General features: G+C 72.8%; 19 protein-coding genes, 1 other RNA gene and 2 pseudogenes. 12 read left to right on the forward strand and 10 right to left on the reverse strand.

Features of this window, described 5'->3' with window-relative positions; translation table 11 throughout:
- Nucleotides 1-15: 15 nt before the first annotated feature.
- Nucleotides 16-303: a hypothetical protein gene (locus tag WA788_RS25845; RefSeq protein ID WP_335981139.1), complete on the forward strand. Its 288-nt coding sequence runs from the start codon at nucleotides 16-18 to the stop codon at nucleotides 301-303.
- Here the strand turns inward: WA788_RS25845 and WA788_RS25850 are convergent.
- Together WA788_RS25850 and WA788_RS25855 are read right to left on the reverse strand one after the other, a co-directional pair.
- A complete protein-coding gene (locus WA788_RS25850) occupies nucleotides 290-1,558 on the reverse strand; it encodes a sensor histidine kinase (RefSeq protein ID WP_335981141.1) in 1,269 nt (422 codons plus the stop codon). The two genes, WA788_RS25845 and WA788_RS25850, sit on opposite strands and share 14 nt — an antisense overlap.
- A gap of 133 nt (nucleotides 1,559-1,691) precedes the next feature.
- Nucleotides 1,692-2,627, reverse strand: a complete 936-nt coding sequence (locus tag WA788_RS25855) for an MBL fold metallo-hydrolase (RefSeq protein WP_335981142.1) — start codon at nucleotides 2,625-2,627, stop codon at nucleotides 1,692-1,694.
- A 101-nt stretch (nucleotides 2,628-2,728) separates the two neighbouring features.
- On the opposite strand from WA788_RS25855, the gene WA788_RS25860 reads away from it, so the two are divergent.
- Complete coding sequence (locus WA788_RS25860) at nucleotides 2,729-3,667, forward strand: AraC family transcriptional regulator (protein ID WP_335981143.1); 939 nt, start codon at nucleotides 2,729-2,731, stop codon at nucleotides 3,665-3,667.
- A 54-nt stretch (nucleotides 3,668-3,721) separates the two neighbouring features.
- Here the strand turns inward: WA788_RS25860 and WA788_RS25865 are convergent, their stop codons facing one another.
- On the reverse strand, nucleotides 3,722-4,114 hold the full coding sequence (locus WA788_RS25865; RefSeq protein ID WP_335981144.1) for a winged helix-turn-helix transcriptional regulator: 393 nt from the start codon (nucleotides 4,112-4,114) through the stop codon (nucleotides 3,722-3,724).
- 107 nt (nucleotides 4,115-4,221) lie between these two features.
- On the opposite strand from WA788_RS25865, the gene WA788_RS25870 reads away from it, so the two are divergent.
- From WA788_RS25870 to WA788_RS25890, 5 genes are all read left to right on the forward strand, one after another.
- The gene (locus WA788_RS25870) at nucleotides 4,222-5,058 is read left to right on the forward strand and encodes an enoyl-CoA hydratase/isomerase family protein (RefSeq protein ID WP_335981146.1); all 837 of its coding nucleotides are present in this window, start codon (nucleotides 4,222-4,224) and stop codon (nucleotides 5,056-5,058) included.
- Nucleotides 5,059-5,096: 38 nt separating this feature from the next.
- Nucleotides 5,097-6,083, forward strand: coding sequence for an NADPH:quinone reductase (locus WA788_RS25875; protein ID WP_335981147.1), 987 nt, complete (start codon nucleotides 5,097-5,099; stop codon nucleotides 6,081-6,083).
- Between the two features lie 162 nt (nucleotides 6,084-6,245).
- Nucleotides 6,246-7,490 (forward strand): MFS transporter, encoded by a 1,245-nt coding sequence (locus WA788_RS25880; protein WP_335981148.1) that lies wholly within the window; start codon nucleotides 6,246-6,248, stop codon nucleotides 7,488-7,490.
- Complete coding sequence (locus tag WA788_RS25885) at nucleotides 7,480-8,064, forward strand: TetR/AcrR family transcriptional regulator (protein WP_335981149.1); 585 nt, start codon at nucleotides 7,480-7,482, stop codon at nucleotides 8,062-8,064. Before WA788_RS25880 ends, WA788_RS25885 begins: the two co-directional genes overlap by 11 nt.
- 95 nt (nucleotides 8,065-8,159) lie before the next feature.
- The gene (locus WA788_RS25890; protein WP_335981150.1) at nucleotides 8,160-8,840 is read left to right on the forward strand and encodes a nitroreductase family protein; all 681 of its coding nucleotides are present in this window, start codon (nucleotides 8,160-8,162) and stop codon (nucleotides 8,838-8,840) included.
- On the opposite strand, the gene WA788_RS25895 is transcribed toward WA788_RS25890, so the two are convergent.
- Together WA788_RS25895 and WA788_RS25900 are read right to left on the reverse strand one after the other, a co-directional pair.
- On the reverse strand, nucleotides 8,818-9,684 hold the full coding sequence (locus WA788_RS25895) for an NmrA family NAD(P)-binding protein (RefSeq protein ID WP_335981151.1): 867 nt from the start codon (nucleotides 9,682-9,684) through the stop codon (nucleotides 8,818-8,820). The two genes, WA788_RS25890 and WA788_RS25895, sit on opposite strands and share 23 nt — an antisense overlap.
- Before the next feature lie 12 nt (nucleotides 9,685-9,696).
- A complete protein-coding gene (locus WA788_RS25900; RefSeq protein WP_335981152.1) occupies nucleotides 9,697-10,587 on the reverse strand; it encodes an AraC family transcriptional regulator in 891 nt (296 codons plus the stop codon).
- Between the two features lie 180 nt (nucleotides 10,588-10,767).
- On the opposite strand from WA788_RS25900, the gene WA788_RS25905 reads away from it, so the two are divergent.
- Nucleotides 10,768-11,598 (forward strand): alpha/beta fold hydrolase, encoded by an 831-nt coding sequence (locus WA788_RS25905; protein WP_335981154.1) that lies wholly within the window; start codon nucleotides 10,768-10,770, stop codon nucleotides 11,596-11,598.
- 199 nt (nucleotides 11,599-11,797) lie between these two features.
- Here the strand turns inward: WA788_RS25905 and rnpB are convergent.
- Together rnpB and WA788_RS25915 are read right to left on the reverse strand one after the other, a co-directional pair.
- Nucleotides 11,798-12,199, reverse strand: an RNA gene (gene rnpB, locus WA788_RS25910) — RNase P RNA component class A.
- Nucleotides 12,200-12,336: 137 nt separating this feature from the next.
- A pseudogene (locus tag WA788_RS25915) lies at nucleotides 12,337-13,896 on the reverse strand (BTAD domain-containing putative transcriptional regulator); the annotation flags it as partial.
- On the opposite strand from WA788_RS25915, the gene WA788_RS25920 reads away from it, so the two are divergent.
- From WA788_RS25920 to eda, 4 genes are all read left to right on the forward strand, one after another.
- Nucleotides 13,895-15,040 (forward strand): DUF4185 domain-containing protein, encoded by a 1,146-nt coding sequence (locus tag WA788_RS25920; protein WP_335981155.1) that lies wholly within the window; start codon nucleotides 13,895-13,897, stop codon nucleotides 15,038-15,040. The pseudogene WA788_RS25915 and the gene WA788_RS25920 overlap by 2 nt on opposite strands.
- 168 nt (nucleotides 15,041-15,208) lie before the next feature.
- Nucleotides 15,209-16,033 (forward strand): alpha/beta fold hydrolase, encoded by an 825-nt coding sequence (locus WA788_RS25925; protein ID WP_335981156.1) that lies wholly within the window; start codon nucleotides 15,209-15,211, stop codon nucleotides 16,031-16,033.
- 188 nt (nucleotides 16,034-16,221) lie between these two features.
- Nucleotides 16,222-17,010, forward strand: a complete 789-nt coding sequence (gene yaaA / locus WA788_RS25930) for a peroxide stress protein YaaA (protein ID WP_335981157.1) — start codon at nucleotides 16,222-16,224, stop codon at nucleotides 17,008-17,010.
- A gap of 190 nt (nucleotides 17,011-17,200) precedes the next feature.
- Nucleotides 17,201-17,818 (forward strand): bifunctional 4-hydroxy-2-oxoglutarate aldolase/2-dehydro-3-deoxy-phosphogluconate aldolase, encoded by a 618-nt coding sequence (eda, locus tag WA788_RS25935; RefSeq protein WP_443034097.1) that lies wholly within the window; start codon nucleotides 17,201-17,203, stop codon nucleotides 17,816-17,818.
- Nucleotides 17,819-17,830: 12 nt separating this feature from the next.
- On the opposite strand, the pseudogene WA788_RS25940 reads toward eda, so the two are convergent.
- The 3 genes and pseudogenes from WA788_RS25940 to WA788_RS25950 form a co-directional block, all read right to left on the reverse strand.
- Nucleotides 17,831-18,604: pseudogene (locus WA788_RS25940) on the reverse strand (histidine phosphatase family protein); the annotation flags it as partial.
- Nucleotides 18,552-19,295: a zinc ribbon domain-containing protein gene (locus tag WA788_RS25945; RefSeq protein WP_335981193.1), complete on the reverse strand. Its 744-nt coding sequence runs from the start codon at nucleotides 19,293-19,295 to the stop codon at nucleotides 18,552-18,554. The gene WA788_RS25945 and the pseudogene WA788_RS25940, both read right to left, overlap by 53 nt.
- Nucleotides 19,292-20,275, reverse strand: a complete 984-nt coding sequence (locus WA788_RS25950) for a Nif3-like dinuclear metal center hexameric protein (protein ID WP_335981159.1) — start codon at nucleotides 20,273-20,275, stop codon at nucleotides 19,292-19,294. Before WA788_RS25950 ends, WA788_RS25945 begins: the two co-directional genes overlap by 4 nt.
- Nucleotides 20,276-20,428: the final 153 nt, after the last annotated feature.

Raw genomic sequence — 20,428 nt, forward strand, 5'->3', positions numbered from 1 at the left:
GGCAACACGACCGCCATGGCCAGACGGTATGGCGGCAACCCCGCCGCGGCGATCATCCTGCTCGCCGCAGACATCGCTGCACTCATCCTGATCCTCTGGATCTTCTTCTTCGTCTTCGACGCGAACCGCGGCAACGACCTCGTCGACGCGGTCCACCACGCGGCGAACTGGCTCGCGACCTGGTCGAGGGACATGTTCACCATCGACAACGCGAAGTGGCGCACCGTGGTCAACTACGGCCTGCCCGCCGCGGTCTACCTCGCGGTGGCCCATCTGGTCGCCCGCCGGGTCAACCGCGCCTGAACCCTTCCGGCTGCTCCTCGACCGGCAGGACCGCGGCGACGCGGAAACCGCCCGCCGGGGCCGGACCGGACGCCAGCGAGCCGCCCGCCGCGGCGAGCCGCTCGGTCAGCCCGCGCAGACCCGTGCCGGTGCGGACCCCGGGGCCCGGGCCGGGCGTGGCCGACGGCCCGGCCCCGTCGTCCGTGATGGTCAGGCGGACCTGTTCCCCGTCGGCGCGCAGCTCGATCGTGGCCTTCGAGGCGCGGCTGTGCCGTACGACGTTGGTGACGCCCTCGCGGACCACCCAGCCGAGCAGCGCCTCGGTCTGCGGCGGCAGCGGCGGGCCGGACTCGCGCACCGCCACCTCGATGTCGGAGGCGGCCAGCGCCGAACGGGCCCGCTCCAACTCGGTGGCCAGGCTGCCCTCGCGGTAGCCGGTGACCGCCTCACGGATCTCGGTGAGCGCCTGCCGGCCCACCGACTCGATGTCCGCGACCTGGGCGAGCGCCGCGTCCAGGTCGCGCGGCGCGAGCCGGCGGGCCGCCTCGGACTTCACCACGACCACCGACAGGGTGTGCCCGAGCAGGTCGTGCAGGTCCCGGGAGAACCGCAGCCGCTCCTGCGCGACCGCGGAGCGGGCCAGCTCCTGCCGGGTCGACCTGAGCTGGTCCACCGCGTGGAAGAGCGTGATGATCACCGAGACCACCAGCCCGGACAGGAACGAGCCGTACGCCAGGCTGATCGTGGACCAGATGCCCTCGTGCCGCAGCCCCGAGACGGTCCCGGCCGCCGCGCTGGTCGGGATCAGCAGCAGCCCGAGCGAGCGGCGGCTGCCCGCCACACTGCCCACGCACAGCGACACCAGCACGAACAGCAGCAGGAAGTTGCCGCCGTAGCCGATCGCCAGCACCAGCGCGGTCGCGCCCAGGCCGCCCAGCAGCCGCAGCGGCACCGGCCCGGAGCGCCGGCGGGCGCTGAAGGCGGAGCGCACGGTCAGCACGTAGAGCGTGCAGAAGACCGCCAGGCCCGCGGCGGCCGGCCACGGTTGGCCCACCCGGCCCTTGAGCAGGTCGACCAGCGGGCCGAGCGCCATCAGCAGCCACGGGATCAGGGCGTTGCCGTCGGGCTTCCTGAGCCGCTCGATCTCCTCCTCGAACGGCTCGGAGCGGTACCACCACAGCTTCCTGCGCGGTCCGGCGCACCCCTTCGGTCCGCCCGCGCGGTCCGGTGCGGCGCCGTCCGCCGCGCCGGACGCCTGTCCCGCGTCCCCCGCCATCCCCGTCCCCCGTCCGGTGCCGCGCCGCGACGGCCGTGTGCGGCGCGGTGCTCCGACGGCCGCCCCGCCGACGAGCACCGCCCCACACCGTACCCAAGCAGGTGCCGGGGCGGTGCGCGGACGAGGCCACGGCTCACTCGACGGCGCGCTTCCTCCGGCCGGCCGCCGCCCATGGGCCGAGGGCGAACCTGTCGCCGTCCCGTCGTACTTCGAGGGCCCCCGCGCCGCCGAAGTGCGCGGGAGCGAGCAGTTCCCGTTCGTCGGCGGCCCGTCCGAGAATCCGGCGGCGGCTGGCCACCGCCTGTTCCGGGGCCAGGCAGGAGCTGCTGTTGCAGCAGGGGTGCAGGATCTGCACCGGGCTGTGCAGCAGATCTCCGACGAAGACCGCCCGGTCGCTGCCGGACGCGAGTCGCAGCACGGACGAGCCGGGCGTGTGACCGGGCGCGGATTCCAGGGTGAGGTGTTCGTCGACGCGATGGACGCCGTCCCACAGCACGGCCTGTCCGGCTTGGTGGATGGGCGCGATGCTGTCTTCGTAGACCAGGCGGTCGACCTCCTGCGTGCCGTTCCCGTACGCGTTGCCCGGACCGTAGTGGAAGTCGTCTGCGGCCGGGATGAAGTACTGGGCGTTGGGGAACGCCGGTGCCCACTGCCCGTCCACGTCGACGGTGTTCCAGCCGACGTGGTCGACGTGGAGGTGGGTGTTGACGACGACATCGACATCCTGCGGTCGGACACCGGCCCTCGCCAGGAGGCCGAGGAGATCGCTCCGGGCGTGGTGGAAGGGCCCCATGCCCGGTCGCTCGCGCCCGTTGCCCGCCCCGGTGTCGACCAGGACGGTCCGGCCCGCGCTGCGCAGCACCCAGCTCTGGAGCGCAAGCACCACCACGTCGCTGTCCGGCTCCCAGTGGTCCGGTGCCAGCCGGCCCTCGTTCTCCTTCCACACCTCGGCGGCAGCTCCCGGGAACATGTCGGAGGCGGGCAGGAAGGGTTCGTGCCACTCGACGACCCGGATGACCTCGACGTCTCCCAGCACCATGCTCTGCGCACGCTCGTTCTCGTTCGTCACGTGAGCGACCTTAGGAAAGGTCGAACGACCGTCTCAATGCGCATTGTGCTCAAGAAAATACGCATCCCTCTCACCCGTCATACGACAGATACCCTGGAGCGGTGGATGTGGTGAGCGATGCGATCTCCGCCGTGCACCTCGGGCACCCCTGGTCCCACCGGCTGCGGACCAGCGGGACCTGGAGCGCGCGCCTGGACCCGTACGACGGCGCGGGCTTCTACGTCGTCCTCAAGGGCCACTGCTGGCTGCTGACGGACGGCGGTGCCCCCACACCCCTCGGCGTGGGCGACGCGGTGCTGCTGCCCCATGGCACCGGCCATGTGCTCGCCGACTCCCCGGTCGATACGGCGGTCGCGAAAAAGGAGGCGGTCCCGTTCGGGCCAGGGCTTGCGGAGACACAGCCGCGGACCCGGCCCGGTCACTACGAGACAGAGATGCTCTGCGGCAGGTACTGGCTCGACTGCAGCCGCATGCACCCGCTGATGGCAGAGCTGCCTGAGGTCGTCCACCTGCCCAGCCGGGTCAGCAGCCACCTCGAACTGCGTGCCGCCATCGAGCTGCTCGCCGGTGAACTGGACGAGACGCGGCCCGGCTCCTGCGTGGCGCTCCCGAGCCTGCTCGACCTCCTTCTCATCTACATGATCCGCGCGTGGATGACCGAGGCCCCCGGCGGAGCCTGGCCCCGCGTACTGGGCGACCCGGTGACGGCCGCCGCGCTGCGGGCGCTGCATTCGAACCCGGCCGAGCCATGGAGCAACGACCGGCTGGCGGCGGAGGCGGGCGTCTCCCGCCCCACCCTGGCGCGCCGGTTCACCGCCCTGGTCGGCCGTCCTCCGATGGCGTATCTCGCCTGGTGGCGCGTGATCCGCGCCGCCACCCTGCTCCGCGACACCCCGGACACCCTGGCCGCCATCGCCGACCAAGTCGGCTACGGCAGCCCGTACGCGCTCTCACACGCCTTCCAACGGGAGTTCGGCACCACACCGGGGCGGTATCGAGCGCAGGCCGCGGCACGATCCGCCGACGTCAGAACGGACTGACAGCAGCAGCCCGCTCGAACAGCGACGTGTCCCCGCCCCGCACGCGCGAACCTGCTAGCGCCCCGACGACCGCTCGTCGTATGCGCGCTGGGCCGACTGGACCTGGTCGCTGTGCTCGACCGTCCATTCGTGGAGGCGGGTGAAAGGGCCGCGGAACGACTCGCCGAGGGGGGTGAGGGAGTACTCCACCCCGAGCGGAGAGGTCTCCAGCACCCGGCGCCGGACCATGCCGTTGCGTTCGAGCCGGCGCAGCGTCTGCGTCAGGACCCGCTGGGTGACGCCCTCCAACTGCCGCTTGATCTCGTTGAACCGCGTCGGTCGCTCCAGGACCGCCATGGCCATCATCGACCACTTGTCCGCGATCTGGTCGAGGATCGGCCGGCTCGGGCACTCGGCGCTGAACCGCGGAGCACCACGGGGCGGTTGGGGCGAAAGGTCGGTATCCATCGTGATCCTTGGTTGTCGACAAGTGCGTTATTGACCGTTCACAGGGCCGGGCCCAGGGTTGGTATGCATCGCAAACCTACTAGCCCATCGCAAACCTAGGGACATTCATGGACCCGGACCAGTACACAACGCTCCGTGTCGGCATCGATGCCGGAGTCGCGCGGATCACCTTGGACACTCCGCCGGTCAACGTGCTCAGCGGGACCCTGATCCGCGAACTGCACGACGTTCTCGGAACACTGCGGGACGACCGCTCGGTCCGCGTCATCGTGTTCTCCAGCGCCAACCCCGAGTTCTTCATCGCCCACGTCGACATCCACATCCTCGACGAGATGGCGGGACTTGCGGAGATCGCGGACCGCAACCCGGACGCCAACCTCTTCCAGGGGGTCGGCGAACTGCTGCGCCACCAGCCCCAGGTGACGATCGTCAAACTGGCGGGCAAGGCCCGGGCCGGAGGTGCCGAGTTCGTCGCGGCCGCCGACATGGCCTTCGCCGCGCGGGAGACGGCGGGCATCGGCCAGAGCGAGGTGCTGATGGGCATCGTGCCCGGCGGCGGGGGAACGCAGTACCTGCGCGAGCGGGTCGGGCGCAACCGCGCGCTGGAGCTGCTGCTCACCGGTGACCTGGTGGACGCGGACACCGCGGCCGCCTACGGATGGATCAACCGCGCGGTGCCCGCGTCCGAACTGGACGGGTTCGTGGACCAGGTGGCGGAGCGGATCGCCGCGCTCTCCCCGGAGCTGATCGCCGCCGCCAAGGAACTGGTCCCGCCGGCGGACCTGTCCGACGGCCTGCGCGCGGAGAACAGCGCCTGGGCCGAGCTGGTGAGCGGCGACCTGCCGGCGCGGCTCATGACCGGCGCTCTGGAGCTGGGTGCGCAGACCCCGGCGGGCGAGCGTGACCTGGAGTCGCTGATGCGACGCGTCGCCGCCCGTCCGTAGCGCGAGAGCACCACGAGCAAGAGGAGAAGAGAGAAGCAATGAGGGCAGCGTTCTACGACACGTCCGGTCCCGCGAGCAGCGTGCTGCGGGTGGTGGACGTCGACCGCCCCGAACCCGGCCCCGGCCAGGTCCGCGTCCGCATCGCACTGTCCGCGATCAACCCGGGCGACATGTTCATGCGGCTGAACTCCACCGCGCGGGACTTCCAGCGCATCGGCGAGCGCACCGGCCGTATCCCGCACCAGGACGGGACGGGCTGGATCGACGCGGTCGGCACGGGAGTCGACGCGAGCCGGATCGGCGAACACGTGTGGATCTGGATGGCCGGGTCGGGCGCCCTGTGGGGGACCGCGGCGGAGTGGACGGTCGTGCCGTCCGAGCAGGCCGTGGTGCTGCCGGACGGGACCTCCGACGAACTCGGGGCGTGCCTCGGCATACCGGCGATGACCGCACACTGGTGCCTGCACGCGGACGGCTCGCCCCGCGACCGCACGGTACTGGTCGCGGCCGGTGCCGGCGCCGTCGGGCACTACGCGATCGAACTCGGCCGGCTCGCGGGCGCGCGGATCGCGACGACGGTCAGCGGACCGGAGAAGGCCGAGCTGGCTCGGGCCGCGGGCGCCGACCTCGTGGTGAACTACCGCGACGCCGACGCGGCGCGGCAGATCCTCGACGGAGTCGGGCCGGTCGACCGGATCATCGAGGTCTCGCTGACCGGCAACCTCGAACTGGACCTCGCCGTCGCCGGTCCGGGGGCCACCATCGTGACCTACTCGGCGTCCCCCGACGACCCGGCCCTGCCGGTCTTCCGGCTGATGTGGTCCAACCTGGTGCTGCGGTTCGCACTGTTCCTCACCGAGCCGCGCGACGCACTGCTGCGCTCCGCCGCCGAGATCACCGCGGCCCTGCGGAAGGACGCGCTCACGCCCTTGCCCGTGCACTCCTTCCGCCTCGACGACGTGGCCGCCGCACACGAGGCCGTCGAGGCCGGCATCGTCGGGAAGGCGGTACTCGACCTGCGCTGATCACTCCGACGGGCGTCGGCGCGGCCAACGGGCCGGCCCCCGCGAGAAGTTCAGCGGTCACGTCGACGTCGGGACTGCGGTGGACAGACCGGCCTGTCTGTTGTTAGGTTCCTGCGGACAGACCGGTCTGTCCGGAGGGGGAGACCGTTGGCATCCCGCCGTATGTACGGGGCAGCGCCGCTGGAGGTCCTCGCGTCCGCTCGGGACGCTCAGGACGGACCGGGCGGACCGGGCGGGCCCGGCGCGCTGGTCCTCGCGAGCTCGATCGTCGTGCTCTTCCTCGCCAGCGCGAACGCGCCCAGCCCGCTGTATCAGGCGTACGAATCGGCGTGGCATGCCAGCGCGTTGATCGGCACGCTCGCGTTCGCCACCTACGCGGTGGCGGTCATCTGCGGGCTGCTGTGGCTGGACCGGTTGCCCGAGCGATTCGGGCGCGGAAGGGTGCTGCTCGCCTCCATCGGGGTCCAGGTGATCGCGCTCGCCCTGTTCGCCGCCGCCGGCTCGTTCGTGCCGATCGTCATCGGCAGGGCGATGCAGGGTCTGGCCTCAGGCGCCGCGCTGGGGAACCTGTCGGCCCTCATGATCGAGTCCGACCAGGAGTACGGCCCGGTCGCGAGCGCCGCCTCGCCGGGCACCGGCAGCGGACTCGGGGCGCTGCTGAGCGGCCTCCTCATCCAGTTCGTGCCCGGCCCCACACACACGGTCTACCTGGTGCTGGGGGCGATCCTGCTGGCTCAAGGCGCCCTGGTCCCGCGTCTGATCCCGGACACGGACCGGCGGCCGGTCCCGGTGCTGTCGCTCACACCACGAGTCGCCGTCCCCCGTCACGCCCGCGCGGCCTTCATCGGATGTGCGCCGGTGGTCTTCGTGGTCTGGGGCCTGTCCGGCTTCTACGCGGCGCTGAGCCCGGCCCTGTTCCGCACGCTGGCGCCCGGGGCCTCCGGCTGGAAGAGCGCGCTTCCGCTGTTCACGCTGATGGGCACCGCGACGGTGATGACGGTGGCGTTGCGCAACGTCGGGGGCCGAGCGGTCACCGTCGTCGGCCTGCTCATGACGCTCACGGGACTCGGTGTGACGCTCGCGGCGCTCGCGCTGGGCTCGGCCGGCCTCTATCTGGCCGCCAGCGCGGTAGCGGGCACGGGGTTCGGTCCGGGCTTCCAGGGCCCCATCCGCATGGTGACCGCCGGCGTATCGGACCGCGACAGACCGGCGTTGATGGCCGCCGTCTTCGTCGTCGCCTACCTCGGTCTCGGCGCCGCCGCGATCGTGCCGGGCGCCCTGACGAGTGCGGGGATACCGCTCACCCGGATCGCGGCGGGACTGGCCCTGGTACTGGCGGCCCTCGGCGCCGCCGCGTTGACGACGGTTGTTCCCACCACAGGAAAAGGTGAGTCGGATGCAGACTGACACGCACGGTACACCTCGCGCACGGCTCCTCTCGGCCGCCGCGGAGCTGTTCTACCAGGAGGGCATCCGAAGCGTCGGCATCGGCCGGCTCCTCGAACACGCGGGGGTGGCGAAGGCCAGCTTGTACGACGCCTTCAAGTCCAAGGACGAGTTGGTCGCCGCCTACCTCCGCGACCGGCACGACGGCATGAAGGCGCGCTTCCAACGCGCGCTCGCGAGCCGCCGCGACCCACGGGAGAGGGCGCTCGCGCCGTTCGACATCCAGCTGGAGTTCGCCGCCGACAGCACCTACCGCGGATGCGCCTTCGCCCGCGCCACCGCCGAGTCGCACGCCGCCGGCGTGGACACCGTCGCCTCGGAGTACCGCGAGTGGCTCCGGACGACGTTCACCGACCTCGCGGCAGAGGCGGGCGCGGCCGACCCCTCGGCGGTGGCGATGCAACTGCACGCCCTGTGGGACGGGGCCGCGCAGTCCCTTCAGATGGACCGCGACCCCGCGGTGGTGCACGCCACGCGCGATGCGGCGGCCGCCCTGCTCGACGCGGCGCTGCCCGCCACCCGGACAGCGCCGTAGCCACCGCGGAACCCCTTGCTCCCTCCGCCTCCCTGTCTCCTTGTCCCTTTGCCCGTTTGTCCGTTTGTCCTTTGCCACGAACCAGGAGCGGCCCAGTGAACACCAGCGGTCCGACGCACCAGGCCCTCGGGCTCACCGCAGACGAGGTCCTCACCACCACGCGCGCGGTGCGCAGGCGCCTCGACCTGACCAGGCCCGTTCCGCGGGAGCTGATCCAGGAGGCGGTGAAGGTCGCCACCCAGGCACCGACCGGCCGCAACCAGCAGCAGTGGGACTTCGTCTTCATCGACGATCCGGCGACGAAGGCGAAAGTGGCCGACATCTGGCGCGCCGGGCTCATGGCCGGTGCTCCCGACGAGCACGACCCCACCCCGCTCCCGACCCGGATGAGCTTCGCCTCGTCGCAGTGGGGACGGATTCGGGGCAGCCTCGGCCATCTGGTCCAGCATCTGCACGAGGTGCCGGTGCTGATGATCCCGGTGGTGCGGGTCGCTCGTCGCGAGGAACTCCTCTCGATCCGGGGGCAGGCCCACAACTGGGGCTCGGTGGTTCCGGCGACCTGGAGTTTCATGCTCGCCGCGCGGGAACGCGGACTGGGAACGGCATGGACCGTCGCCCACCTCACGTTCGAGCGCGAGATGGCCGACCTGCTCGGCCTCCCGTTCGACAAAACCGTCCAGGTCGCGCTGACCCCGATCGCCTACACGATCGGCACCGACTTCAAGCCGGCCCCGCGCGCCGACGACAGGAACTTCAGCCACTGGAACCGCTGGTAGCCGTCCTCGACAGCGCCTCTTCGAGGGTCCGGGACGGCCGGCCGATGAGCCGCGTCAGGTCGCCGGAACTCACGTAGAACTCGTCGCGGGCAATGCCGAGTTGGGTGTCGGCGAAGATCTCGGCCACCTTCTCGGGCATGCCCTGCTTCACCAGCATGGCCCGGTAGTCGCCGGCCGGCACGTCGCGGTACTCGACGTGCCGGCCGGACCACCGGGCGATGGCCGAGGCCACGTCGTCCATCGTGTACGAGCGCGCGCCGCCGAGCTCGTACACGGCGCCGGCGTGGCCCGCACCCACCAGCACCTCGGCCGCCGCGTCCCCGAGCTCGGCTCGGCTCGCCGGGCTGATCCTGCCTTTGCCCGAAGCGCCCTCGACCACACCGCGGGCCGCCGCCCGCGGCGCGACCTGCCCGGTGAGTATGTCCAGGTACATCGAGTTGCGCAGCACCGTGAACGGCACACCGGAGTCGCGCAGGTGCGACTCGGTAGCGGCATGCTCCCGGGCCATGGCCATCCCCGAACCGGCGGCGTGCGGCGTACTCGTGTAGGCGAGCAGCGCGACGCCGGCCGCGCCGGCCGCGTCGATGACCGCGGCATGCTGCGCCACGCGTCGGCCGAAGTCGCCACCCGAGATGAGCAGCGCGCGATCGGCGCCGCGCAGCGCCGCGCGAACCGTGGCGGCGTCGGCATAGTCGACACGTACCGCCCGGACGTTCTGGTCACCGAGTTTCGACAGGTCCCGGCCCGCGGCGGTGATGTCGGCCGCAGGGACACCACGGCGCTTCAGGCCGGCAAGCACATGGCGTCCCAAGTGTCCGGTGGCGCCGAGAACAACAATCGTCATGAGGCCACCGCATCATTCGGCGGGCGGCGGCACCATGATCGAAGATGACGGTTCCATGCGCGGGTGTGACATCTGCGCACCGCGCTCCGACCGGTAGCGGCCGGGCGCGAGCCCGTACTCACGGCGAAACGCGTGCGCGAAGGCGAAACCGGTGGAGTAGCCCACTTTCCGGGCGATCGCGTCCAGCGGTTCCCCGGTCTCCCGCAGCAGCCGTGCGCCGCCGGCGAGGCGCAGCTGTGCCAGGTACTTCATCGGCGGCGTGCCGACGACCGACGCGAACCGGCGGCTGAACGCGCCACGTGACATGGCGCAGGCCGTGCTGAGCCGCTCCAGGGTCCACTGCTCGTGCGGCGCGTCGTGCAGGGCGCGCAGCGCCGGGGCGATGGAGGAGTCGGCCGCGGCCGGCCAGGCGTCTGTCCGCCGCTCTTCCGATGTCCGACGCAGAAGATGCACCACCACCAGATCGACGAGGGCCGCCCGCATCACCTGTTCCCCCGGCGCCGGCCGGGTCACGTCACGGTCGACGAAGTCGGCCAGGTCCCGCAGGTCGACGTCGCCCTCACCGCGCGGATGCACCACGACGGCCGGCATCTGACCGAGATAGGGATGCAGCGGAACCTGACCGAGCCGGTAGACCCCGCAGAAGAACTCGAAGCCGGTCGTCGCGGACACATGGCCGAGGGCGTGCTCGGCTCCGTGGGGTACGAGCACGACATCGCCGGGATGGACGGTGACCGGCTCCATGCCGGCGGCTGTCAACCGGCCCTCACCCGCGAGCACCACGTGGAAGCCCGTGCCGGCGAAGCGTGGGAAGTGCATGCTCCAGGCCCCGTGCTTGCTGATGCGCCGCCCGTACGCGCGCCCCGCTCGCAGACTGCTGACGACGGTGCCGATGATGTCCACCGAGTCCACGCTAACAGCGCCGCCCGGCGCGATCCGGGCCGCGGGCCGACCCGGTCTACCCCACCCTGAAGTGGCGTTCTCTTAAGGAGAAGGAACGTTCTCTCTTGCCATCCCGCCGGATGCGTGTCACGCTCATCCAGTAAGAAGGTAGACCGTTCTTTCTACTCGCAAGAGGTTCCTGTGATCACGCCTGTCATCCGGCGCTCCGCGCTCGTCGCCGCCGCTCTCGCCGCCGCAGCAGCCATCTCCATCCCGACCGCCGGCGCCGCCGCCGGCCACCACGCCACCACGTCCACGCCCAAGCCGACTGTCGTCTTCGTGCACGGAGCCTTCGCGGACTCCTCCGGGTGGTACGGCGCGATGGACCGCCTGCGCAAGGACGGCTATCCGGTCCGGGCCGCGAACAACCCGCTGCGCGGCCTGCCCGGGGACTCCGCCTACGTTCGGGACTTCCTCAACGGCATCAAGGGACCGATCATCCTGGTCGGTCATTCGTACGGCGGCGAGGTCATCACCAACGCGGCCGCGGGCGATCCGGACGTCAAGGCCCTCGTCTACGTGGCGGCCTCGGTGCCGGACGTCGGCGAGTCGCTGGCCGACCTGACGGCCCACCCGGTCGACCATCCCGCGACGGCCCTGCCGTTGCAGGAGCAGGAGTACACCAAGCCGGACGGAACCCAGGGCACCGACGCGTACATCGACCCGGCCCAGTTCCGTAAGGTGTTCGCCGCTGACGTCGATCCCGCCGAGGCGACCGACATGGCGGACACGCAGGAGCCGATCGACCTGGCGGCCCTCAACCAGGCCGCCACAGCGGCCGCGTGGCGGACCATTCCCTCGTGGTACCTGGTCGCCAAGCAGGACAAGGCGATCAGCCCGGACCTCGAACGCTGGATGGCCCAGCGCATCGGCGCACACACCGTCGAGGTCAACTCCTCGCACGCCGCCATGGTCAGCCACCCCGGGGCGGTCGCGGACCTGGTCGAGCAGGCAGACCACGGCACCAGCTGACACGCGCCCACGCCGTGGGCGGGGAAGGCGGCCGTCCCCGCCCACGGGCTGTCGAGCGGCGCGTCGCCGCCCCCTGCACACGCAATGCTGAACCCCCCGTAGTGCACTTCCGCCAAGACGACGGCACCGCCCGAGCCTCAGCTTAGGACGTCGGGGGCTATCGGGGCTGCCCGATACGGGCCCGGGGCAGTGGGTGTGGCAGACGAGTCGGGCTGTACGCCGGGTTCTGTCGCCCGGGCGCCTCGCGGCGGCCGGGGAGACGGCCATCCATCTAGGGCCGGCGTTGCCGCCGACCTCGTGCGGTCTACCCGCGGACTCGGGCGGGCAGCCCTCGAACGTCCGCGCAGAGCGCCGGTGAGGGCGCTCCTTTTGACCTTGCTCCGGGTGGGGTTTACCTAGCTGCCCAGGTCACCCTGGGCACTGGTGGTCTCTTACACCACCGTTTCACCCTTACCGAGGACCGAGGTCCCCGGCGGTCTGCTTTCTGTGGCACTGTCCCGCGGGTCACCCCGGGTGGCCGTTAGCCACCACCCTGCCCTGTGGAGCCCGGACGTTCCTCGGCGGATCACAGGTGATCCGACGCGACCGTCCGCCCGGCTCGTCTGCCGTACCCCCATCGTAGCCCGCGGCGGCCGCGGGCCACGCCTGGGCGGGGTCGAGGAGGACGGTGTCGCCGCGCAGGACGGCGCGGCGGGCGCGGCGCAGCAGGTCGCTGGGGGCGGTCGCCAGCTCGGCGGCGAGGTGGCGGCTGGTGCGGTCGAAGACCTCGAGGGCGGCGGCCGGGCGGCCGCCCTTCTGGAGGGCGCACATGAGCATGGCCGCCACGGACTCGTCGAGGGGCTGGGTGACGGACAGCGCGGACAGCTCGTCGATCGCCTCGGTGTGGCGGCCCAGCCGCAGTTGGCCGTCGACCTTGCGCCGGACCAGGAGATTGCGGCGCTCGGTCAGGCGCATCCGCTCCAGTTCGGCGACGGGCCCGGGCAGGCCGGCGAGGGGCTCGCCGCGGAAGAGGTCGAGGGCGCGGGCGGTGAGGCGTACGGCCTCGGCGAGGTCGCCGGTGCGGGCGGCGGCCGCGGCGGCGGTGGCGTGGCGTTCCACGCGCGCGGCGTCGACGGACACGGCGCCGGCCAGCCGGTAGCCGCAGCGGTCGCGGCTGATCACCGGGGGCTGCCCGGCCGCGGCGGCGGCGAGGATCTTGCGCAGCCGGTAGACGTAGACGGGTACGACGTTGGCCATGGGTGCCTCCATGCCCCAGACACCGTCGAGGAGCTCCTGCGGGCCGAGCGCGCGGCCGGGGCTCAGCGCCAGCGCGGCGAGCACCGACTGCTGCCGGGCCGGCCCGAGGTCCACCGGCCGGCCGTCCCGCCACGCCTGGAGCGGCCCGAGCAGGCAGATCCGGAGCGTCTCCTCCTGCGGATCGCGTACGGGGGTGGATACGGGTACGGGTAGGGCGGATACGGAGACGGGTGCGACGTGCGCGGCGACTTCAGCCGTACTGAGCCCGGGGGACCCGGCGGCGCCCCCGCCGCCGGGTCCCGCGTGCACGCCCGGCCGGCGCGGCCCGCGCCCGGGCACGACCACACCGCTGTCGAACGCGTACACGATCGCGGCCGAGCGGTCGGGCAGCCCCAGCTTCGCCAGCAGGTGCCCGAGCATCCCGCGCACCGCGGGCTCGGGCAGCCCCAGGCACGCGGCGATCTCGGGGTCCCGCAGGCCGCAGCCGACCGCGTGCAGCATCTGGCGCTCCTGCTGGGTGAGGGGGGACACGGTCGACAGCACGGTGCGACTCCAATCTCTGGCCGGTGCCGCCGAGTGTGGGTATGGGGGCGCCCGGGAGGACAGGTCACCGGACTGGCCATATCCGGCCGATCCGCGTACACCGCGCTGACCTGCGCGAACACACGGCGGACGAGGCGGTCGGCCGGCAGCGGCGGGGCGGTCGGCCGGCACCGGCGAGGCGGTCGGCGGCCCCCGGCGGGGCGGTCGGCCGACGGCGGCGAGGCAACAACGGCCGGGCGCCGCAGGCCGTTTCACCGTGATTTCATCGGCCGCTCCTAGCGTTCTGTCCGCGGTGCTCGACCGGGTGCGCGATGCCGGCCGCGCACCGGAACGGGGGCGAACGGGGGACGGTCGCCGGTGCGGCGGGGATAGGAGCCGCACCGGGACCGCGCCCCCCGCGCGACTCGCAGCGCAGGCGCCCCCGTCCATGGCCCCGCCCGCGCCCGTCGCGCGGTCGGGGCCGCCGCAGGCGCGCCGCAAGGCACCGGAAGAACCGACACCGTTGGAGGACCGCCCCATGTCCCACGCTGGACGGCCGAACCGCCGCTCCGTTCTCAAGGCCGGAATGGGCCTGGCCGCCACCGCCACCGGCGTCCTGGGCGCCGGACTCGCCGGCGCCGCCCCGGCCGCCGCCGCTCAGAACGGCACCCCGCTGTGCGACCAGGCCGGCGACTCCGCGAGCGCGGTCGGCCTCGGCTCGGGCGACCTCGGCATCCCCTACTACCGCGAGCACGACGGCACCTGGGGCTACGTCTTCGGCGATTCCTGGGCCGGCATGCAGCAGGCGGACGGTACGTACATCGGCTCGCCCGTCATGCTCAACCAGGCCGGCTTCGACGCGTCCGGGGCGACCCCGATCTCCTTCACCTGGGCCGAACCCAACGGCACGGCCCGCCAGTTGCTCAACTACACGCACAACGCGAACAACGGGTTCGGCACGGAGGTCAGCCGCATCCCGAACGACTGCATCGAGTTCGGCGGCCGCACCTACCTCCAGTACACGTCCGTGGCGACCTGGGGGCCGCCCGCCGGGTACGACGGCTCGCTGATGTCCGGCGTCGCGTACTCCGACGACTACGGCGCGACCTGGACCGACTTCCCGTACCACTGGGACGGCGACGTGCGGGGCGTCAACCAGTCGATGTACGGCATGTGGTCGTTCGCGGGCATCGACCCCGACGGCTGGCTGTACATCTTCTCCAAGCGCTGGAACGGCACCCACATCAACACCGCGGACGGCGGCGCGATCCAGCTCTTCCGCATCCAGCCCGGCGACTTCCACGACGGCAACTTCGGCGCGCAGCAGAACTGGGCGTACCTGAACGGCGCGTGGCAGTGGACCACGGCAGCGCCGCCGTCGGTCATCCTGTCGGGCAACAACACCGGCGAGTTCTCGGTGAAGCGGATCGGCGGCACGTACTGCATGAGCTACTTCGACGTGGTCCTCGGGGCGATCTGCACCCGCCGCGCGTCCCGCCCGGACGCGGTGTGGAGTACGCCGATCCCGCGGATCACCTCGCTGACCGTGCCGAACCTCTACGGCGGCTACATCCACCCGGGCAGCGCCTCGGCGGACGCGCTCACCCTCATCGTGTCCCAGTGGAACGGCACCGTGGGCCAGGCCCCGTACTGGGTCCGCCAGTTCGACGGGATCGGGTCCTAGGCCGGAAAAGGAAACGCGGGGGCGGCGGGAATTCGGGGCAGCGGGAATTCCGCGGCGGAACCGTGTTTGCCGGAACGGAAAAGGGGCACTGCTGCTGGACTGCGGTGCGCCGGGCCCGGCGATACAGTCCCATCGGGGGGAATCGCCCCATATTCGACCGGGAGAGCCATGGGTTTCGTGACGACACGGGACGGCACGGAGATCTTCTACAAGGACTGGGGGCACGGCCAGCCCATCGTTTTCAGCCACGGCTGGCCGCTGTCGTCCGACGACTGGGACCCCCAGCTGATGTACTTCCTCGACCACGGGTTCCGCGTGGTCGCCCACGACCGGCGCGGCCACGGGCGCTCCGCCCAGGTCCCCGACGGCCATGACATGGACCACTACGCCGACGACCTGGCCTCCGTGGTCACCCACCTCGACCTGCGCGACGCGATCCACGTCGGCCACTCCACCGGCGGCGGCGAGGTCATCCGCTTCCTGGCGCGCCACGGGCAGGACCGGGCGGCCAAGGCGGTGCTGATCAGCGCGGTGCCACCGCTGATGGTGCGCACCGACAGCAATCCGGGCGGCGTGCCCAAGACCGTCTTCGACGACTTCCAGACGCAGACCGCGCACCGCCGCTCGTCGTTCTTCCGGGAGGTCGCCGCCGGCCCGTTCTACGGGTTCAACCGGGAGGGCGCGACCCCGGACGAGGCCGTGATCCAGAACTGGTGGCGGCAGGGCATGACCGGCAGCGCGAAGGCGCACTACGACGGCGTCGTCGCGTTCAGCCAGACCGACTTCACCGAGGACCTGAAGAAGGTGACGCTCCCGGTGCTGGTCATGCACGGCGACGACGACCAGGTCGTGCCGTACGCGAATGCGGGACCGCGGTCGGCGGAGCTGCTGCCGAACGGCACGCTCAAGACGTACGAAGGGTTCCCGCACGGCATGATCACCACCCAGGCCGACGTGATCAACGCCGACCTGCTCGCCTTCGCCCGCGGCTGAGCACCGCCGCGCGGCGCGCAGGCCGCCGGGTCCCGTCCGGCCTCTTCGGGACCCGGCCCGACCCGGCTCCCGCCCCCTGACCGGGGCGGGAGCCGGGTGTGTACGGCCGTAGGCTGCTACGGGGCCGGCCGAGGTGCGAAGGCACGGCGGCCGGCCCGTACGCCGTCTTCGGAACCGAGGGAGAACCCGTGCTCGTCCTGCTGCCGCCGTCCGAGGGGAAGGCCACCGCCGTACGGGGGCGGCCGCTCGCGCTGGACGGCCTGTCGCTGCCCGAGCTGACCGCCGCGCGCGGGGCGGTCCTCGACGAGCTGGTGCGGCTGTGCGAGGGCGACGCGGACAAGGCCGCCGAGGTGCTCGGGCTCACCCCGGGGCTGCGCGGCGAACTCGCGAAGAACGCGGCGCTGCGCACCGCGCCCACCCTGCCCGCCGCCGAGCTCTACACCGGTGTGCTCTACGACGCGCTCGGCCTGGCCACCCTCGACGCGTCCGCGCTGCGGCGGGCCCGGCGCTCCGTCCTCGTCTTCTCCGGGCTGTGGGGTGTGCTGCGGCTCGCCGACCGGGTGCCGTCCTACCGCTGCTCGATGGGCGTACGGCTGCCCGGCACCGGGGGGCTCGCCTCGTACTGGCGGCCGCACCTGGACGCGGTGCTGCCCGAGGTCGCCGGCGGCGGGCTCGTCCTGGACCTGCGGTCCGCCGCGTACGCGGCCGCGTGGAAGCCGCAAGGGGCCCTCGCGGGGCGTACGGCGACGGTCCGGGTGCTCCAGGTGCGGGTCGTGGGCGGGGTCGAGAAGCGGTCCGTGGTCAGCCACTTCAACAAGGCGACCAAGGGGGAGCTGCTGCGCGCGCTCCTCATGGCCGGCGCCGCGCCCAAGACGGTTCCCGCCCTTGCCACCGCGCTGCGCGACCTCGGCTACGAGGTGGAGCACCCCGCGGGTTCGCCCCAACTCGACGTGCTCCTGCGGGGGGCGGGCGACTGAGGGGGCGCAACTGCGCCGGCGGGAGGGGCCGCACCTGTCCAGGGGCGCGGGGAACGGCGCGACAAGCCCCCCACCGCGGGGCGGTCCGGGTGCCGGCAGGACGGGGCAGCCCGGTCGGACAGGGCCAGGACGTTGCGCGCTCCGCAACGGGCGTTGCGGGGGGTGGTGGGGGCGGGTGAGGATGAGCCGCATGGAGAGTGTGCTGGACCTGGCCCCCGTGGTCCCCGTGGTCGTGTTGGAGCAGGTCGAGGACGCCGTACCGCTGGCGCGCGCGCTGGTGGCAGGGGGGCTGCGGGCGATCGAGGTGACGCTGCGCACCCCGGCCGCGCCGGAGGCGATCCGCGCGATCGCCGCGGAGGTCCCGGACGCCGTGGTGGGCGCGGGTACGGTCCTGGGCCCGGCCGAGGTGGAGACGGCGAAGGCGGCGGGCGCGCGGTTCCTGGTGAGCCCGGGCTGGACGGAGGACCTGCTGGCGGCGATGCGGGCCTCGGGCCTGCCGAGCCTGCCCGGGGTCTCGACGGCCTCGGAGGTCCTGCGGCTGCTGGAACTCGGCGTGACCGACATGAAGTTCTTCCCCGCGGAAGCCGCCGGGGGCGCCCCGTACCTGAAGTCGCTGCACTCTCCGCTGCCGCGCGCCCGCTTCTGCCCGACCGGCGGCATCGACGCCGAACGCGCCGCCGCCTACCTGGAGTTGCCCAACGTCGCCTGCGTGGGCGGCACATGGATGCTGCCGCAGGAGGCCCTGCGGGCGAAGGCGTGGGACCGCGTCACACAACTGGCCCGTTCCGCGGCCGCGCTGGCCGGGTGAACCGCCCGCGCCTCACCCGCGGCCGGGTAGCTCCCGCAGGTGCGCGGTCGCGTTGACGTACCGCACGGACGTGTTGCCGTCGGCGTAGTGGTCCACCGCGCTCAGGGCGGCCGGGTCCAGCCGCATCCGGAAGAGCGCCTCGGGCGGGGCGCCGAGGGCCAGCCGGATCAGCGTCTTGATCGGCGTGACATGGCTGACCAGCAGGACCGTCCGGCCGCGGTGCGCGGCGAGCAGCGCGTCCCGGGCGGCCGCCACCCGCTCCGCGACCCGGGCGAAGCTCTCCCCGCCGGGCGGGGCGGCGGCCGGATCGCCGAGCCACGCGGTCATCGTCTCCGGGTCGCGCTGCCGCGCCTCGGCGAACGTCAGGCCGTCCCAAGCGCCGAAGTCCGTCTCGCGCAGGCCCTCCTCGACGGTGACGTCCAGGCCGAGCCGGTCCGCGGCCGCGGCGGCGGTCTGCCGGCAGCGGGCGAGCGGCGAGCTGACCACGGCGTGCACGGCGCCAGGGCCGCCCAACTCCTGAGCGCCCAACTCCTTCGCGGCCAGGACCTGCGCGCCCAACTCCCGTGCGGCCAGCTCCGCCTGGGCCCGTCCCCGCGCCGACAGGCCCGGATCGGTCCCGCCGCTGCCGGAGAACCGCTGCTGCCCGGTGAGCGGCGTCTCCCCGTGCCGCAGCAGCACGAACGTGGTCGGGGCGCCCAGGTCGGGCGCCCCCTGCCCCGTCGCGGCCACCGCCCTACAGCCCGGAGTCGGCCGTACGCACCAGAATCCGGCGGCAGTTCTCGCAGCGCACCACGGTGTCGGCCGGAGCGGCCCGCACTTCGTTCAGCTCGGTGATGTTCAGCTCCAGCCGGCAGCCCTCGCAGCGCTTCTGGTAGAGCCGGGCGGCGCCGATGCCGCCCTGCTGGGCGCGCAGCTTGTCGTAGAGCCCCAGCAGGCCGCCGGGGACGGCGTCGGCGAGTACCTCGCGCTCCTTGGCGACGGTGAAGCCCTCGGCGTCGATGCCCTCCAGCTCGGCGTTCTTGCGCTGCTCGGCCTCGGCCACCTTGGCCTCCAAGGCCGCGACCCGGTCGGCGAGTTCGGCGCCGCGCTCCTGCGCGTTCTCGCGGCGCTCCATCACCTCCAGGACGACGTCCTCCAGGTCGGACTGGCGCTTGGCGAGCGAGGCGATCTCGCGCTGGAGGTTCTCCAGGTCCTTCGGGGAGGTGACCGCCCCGGAGTCCAGCCGCTGCTGGTCGCGGACCGCGCGCTGCCGCACCTGGTCGACGTCCTGCTCCGCCTTGGTCTGCTCGCGGGCGGTGTCGCTCTCCTCGGTCCGGGCGGCGACGAGCAGGTCGCGCAGCTGGGCGAGGTCGGCGCCCAGCCGCTCCAGCTCGGCGTGCTCGGGGAGGTTGCGGCGCTTGTGGTCGAGCTGCGCGATACGCGCATCGAGGGCCTGGACTTCGAGAAGTCGGATCTGGTCGGCGGGCGCGGCGTTCAGCGGGGGGCTCCTGTGCTGCTGGAAGGGGAATTCGGGTTCGGCGACGAGCTGGTCGGGCCGGGCGGCCCGGTCACGTCCGAGGGGTCCGGCGCGGCGGACGGGACGGCGGACGGGTCCGTCATGGCGGCGGAGTCCGGCGTGGTGGAAGGCGCGTGGAGCGTCCAGGGGTCGGTGACCGCCCGCGAGACATGGGTCCGCAGATTCCAGCCGTGCCGGTCGGAGATCTCGTCGAGCTGGCCGGCGGCCTGCTCGCACCACGGCCACTCGGTGGCCCAGTGCGCGGCGTCCACCAGGGCGGGCGGCCCGGCCTGCCGGGCCTCGGAGGCGGGGTGGTGCCGCAGGTCGGCGGTGAGGAAGGCGTCCACCCCGGCCGCGCGGACCTCGGCGAAGAGGCTGTCGCCGGAGCCGCCGCAGACCGCGACTGTGCGGACCAGGGTGTCCGGGTCACCGGCGACCCGCAGCCCGGTGGCGGTGTCCGGCAGGCCGCGCGCGGCCCGCGCCGCGAAGTCAGCCAGCCGCATCGGCACGTCGAGCGCGCACAGCCGGCCCAGGCCCCGGCGGCCCGCGGGGTCGGCCGGGTCGGGCACGAGCGGGCCGGTGACGCGCAGGTCCACGGCCGCCGCGAGCGCGTCGGAGACCCCGGGGTCGGCCCGGTCGGCGTTGGTGTGCGCCACCAGCAGGGCCACGCCGCCGCGGATCAGGTCGTGCACCACCCGGCCCTTGAAGCCGGCCGGGCCGACCGGCGCGACGGTGGTGGTGCCGCGCAGGTAGAGCGGGTGGTGGGTGACGAGCAGGTCCGCGCCGAGCCGGACCGCCTCGTCGACGACCTCCTGGACCGGGTCGACGGCGAACAGCACCCGGCCGACCGTCGCGGACGGGTCGCCGCAGACGAGGCCGACGGCGTCCCAGGACTCGGCCAGCTCCGGCGGCCAGAGGGCGTCCAGAGCGGCGAGCACGTCGGCAAGAGAGGGTGCGGGCACGCTACGAAGGTTACCCGCCGCGCCGGCCGGCCGGGATGCGAGCGGCCGACGCAGCACAACGGCTCGGGTGACAGCGTCGGTTCGCACGGGGCGACACCCTTACGTGTGAACTGTCCCGGCTCGCGTTGATCGTCGTGAAGTACGAAAACTACC

It is taken from the genome of Streptomyces sp. CA2R106, assembly GCF_037034245.1.
Taxonomy (GTDB): domain Bacteria; phylum Actinomycetota; class Actinomycetes; order Streptomycetales; family Streptomycetaceae; genus Actinacidiphila.

Bases quoted from the DNA above. Each gene is read 5' to 3' on its own strand.
- WA788_RS25845 (WP_335981139.1), top strand. From the start codon at position 16: ATGGCCAGACGGTATGGCGGCAACCCCGCCGCGGCGATCATCCTGCTC.
- WA788_RS25850 (WP_335981141.1), bottom strand. From the start codon at position 1,558: ATGGCGGGGGACGCGGGACAGGCGTCCGGCGCGGCGGACGGCGCCGCA.
- WA788_RS25865 (WP_335981144.1), bottom strand. From the start codon at position 4,114: ATGGATACCGACCTTTCGCCCCAACCGCCCCGTGGTGCTCCGCGGTTC.
- WA788_RS25870 (WP_335981146.1), top strand. From the start codon at position 4,222: ATGGACCCGGACCAGTACACAACGCTCCGTGTCGGCATCGATGCCGGA.
- WA788_RS25875 (WP_335981147.1), top strand. From the start codon at position 5,097: ATGAGGGCAGCGTTCTACGACACGTCCGGTCCCGCGAGCAGCGTGCTG.
- WA788_RS25880 (WP_335981148.1), top strand. From the start codon at position 6,246: ATGTACGGGGCAGCGCCGCTGGAGGTCCTCGCGTCCGCTCGGGACGCT.
- WA788_RS25885 (WP_335981149.1), top strand. From the start codon at position 7,480: ATGCAGACTGACACGCACGGTACACCTCGCGCACGGCTCCTCTCGGCC.
- WA788_RS25895 (WP_335981151.1), bottom strand. From the start codon at position 9,684: ATGACGATTGTTGTTCTCGGCGCCACCGGACACTTGGGACGCCATGTG.
- WA788_RS25920 (WP_335981155.1), top strand. From the start codon at position 13,895: ATGTCCCACGCTGGACGGCCGAACCGCCGCTCCGTTCTCAAGGCCGGA.
- WA788_RS25925 (WP_335981156.1), top strand. From the start codon at position 15,209: ATGGGTTTCGTGACGACACGGGACGGCACGGAGATCTTCTACAAGGAC.
- eda (WP_443034097.1), top strand. From the start codon at position 17,201: ATGGAGAGTGTGCTGGACCTGGCCCCCGTGGTCCCCGTGGTCGTGTTG.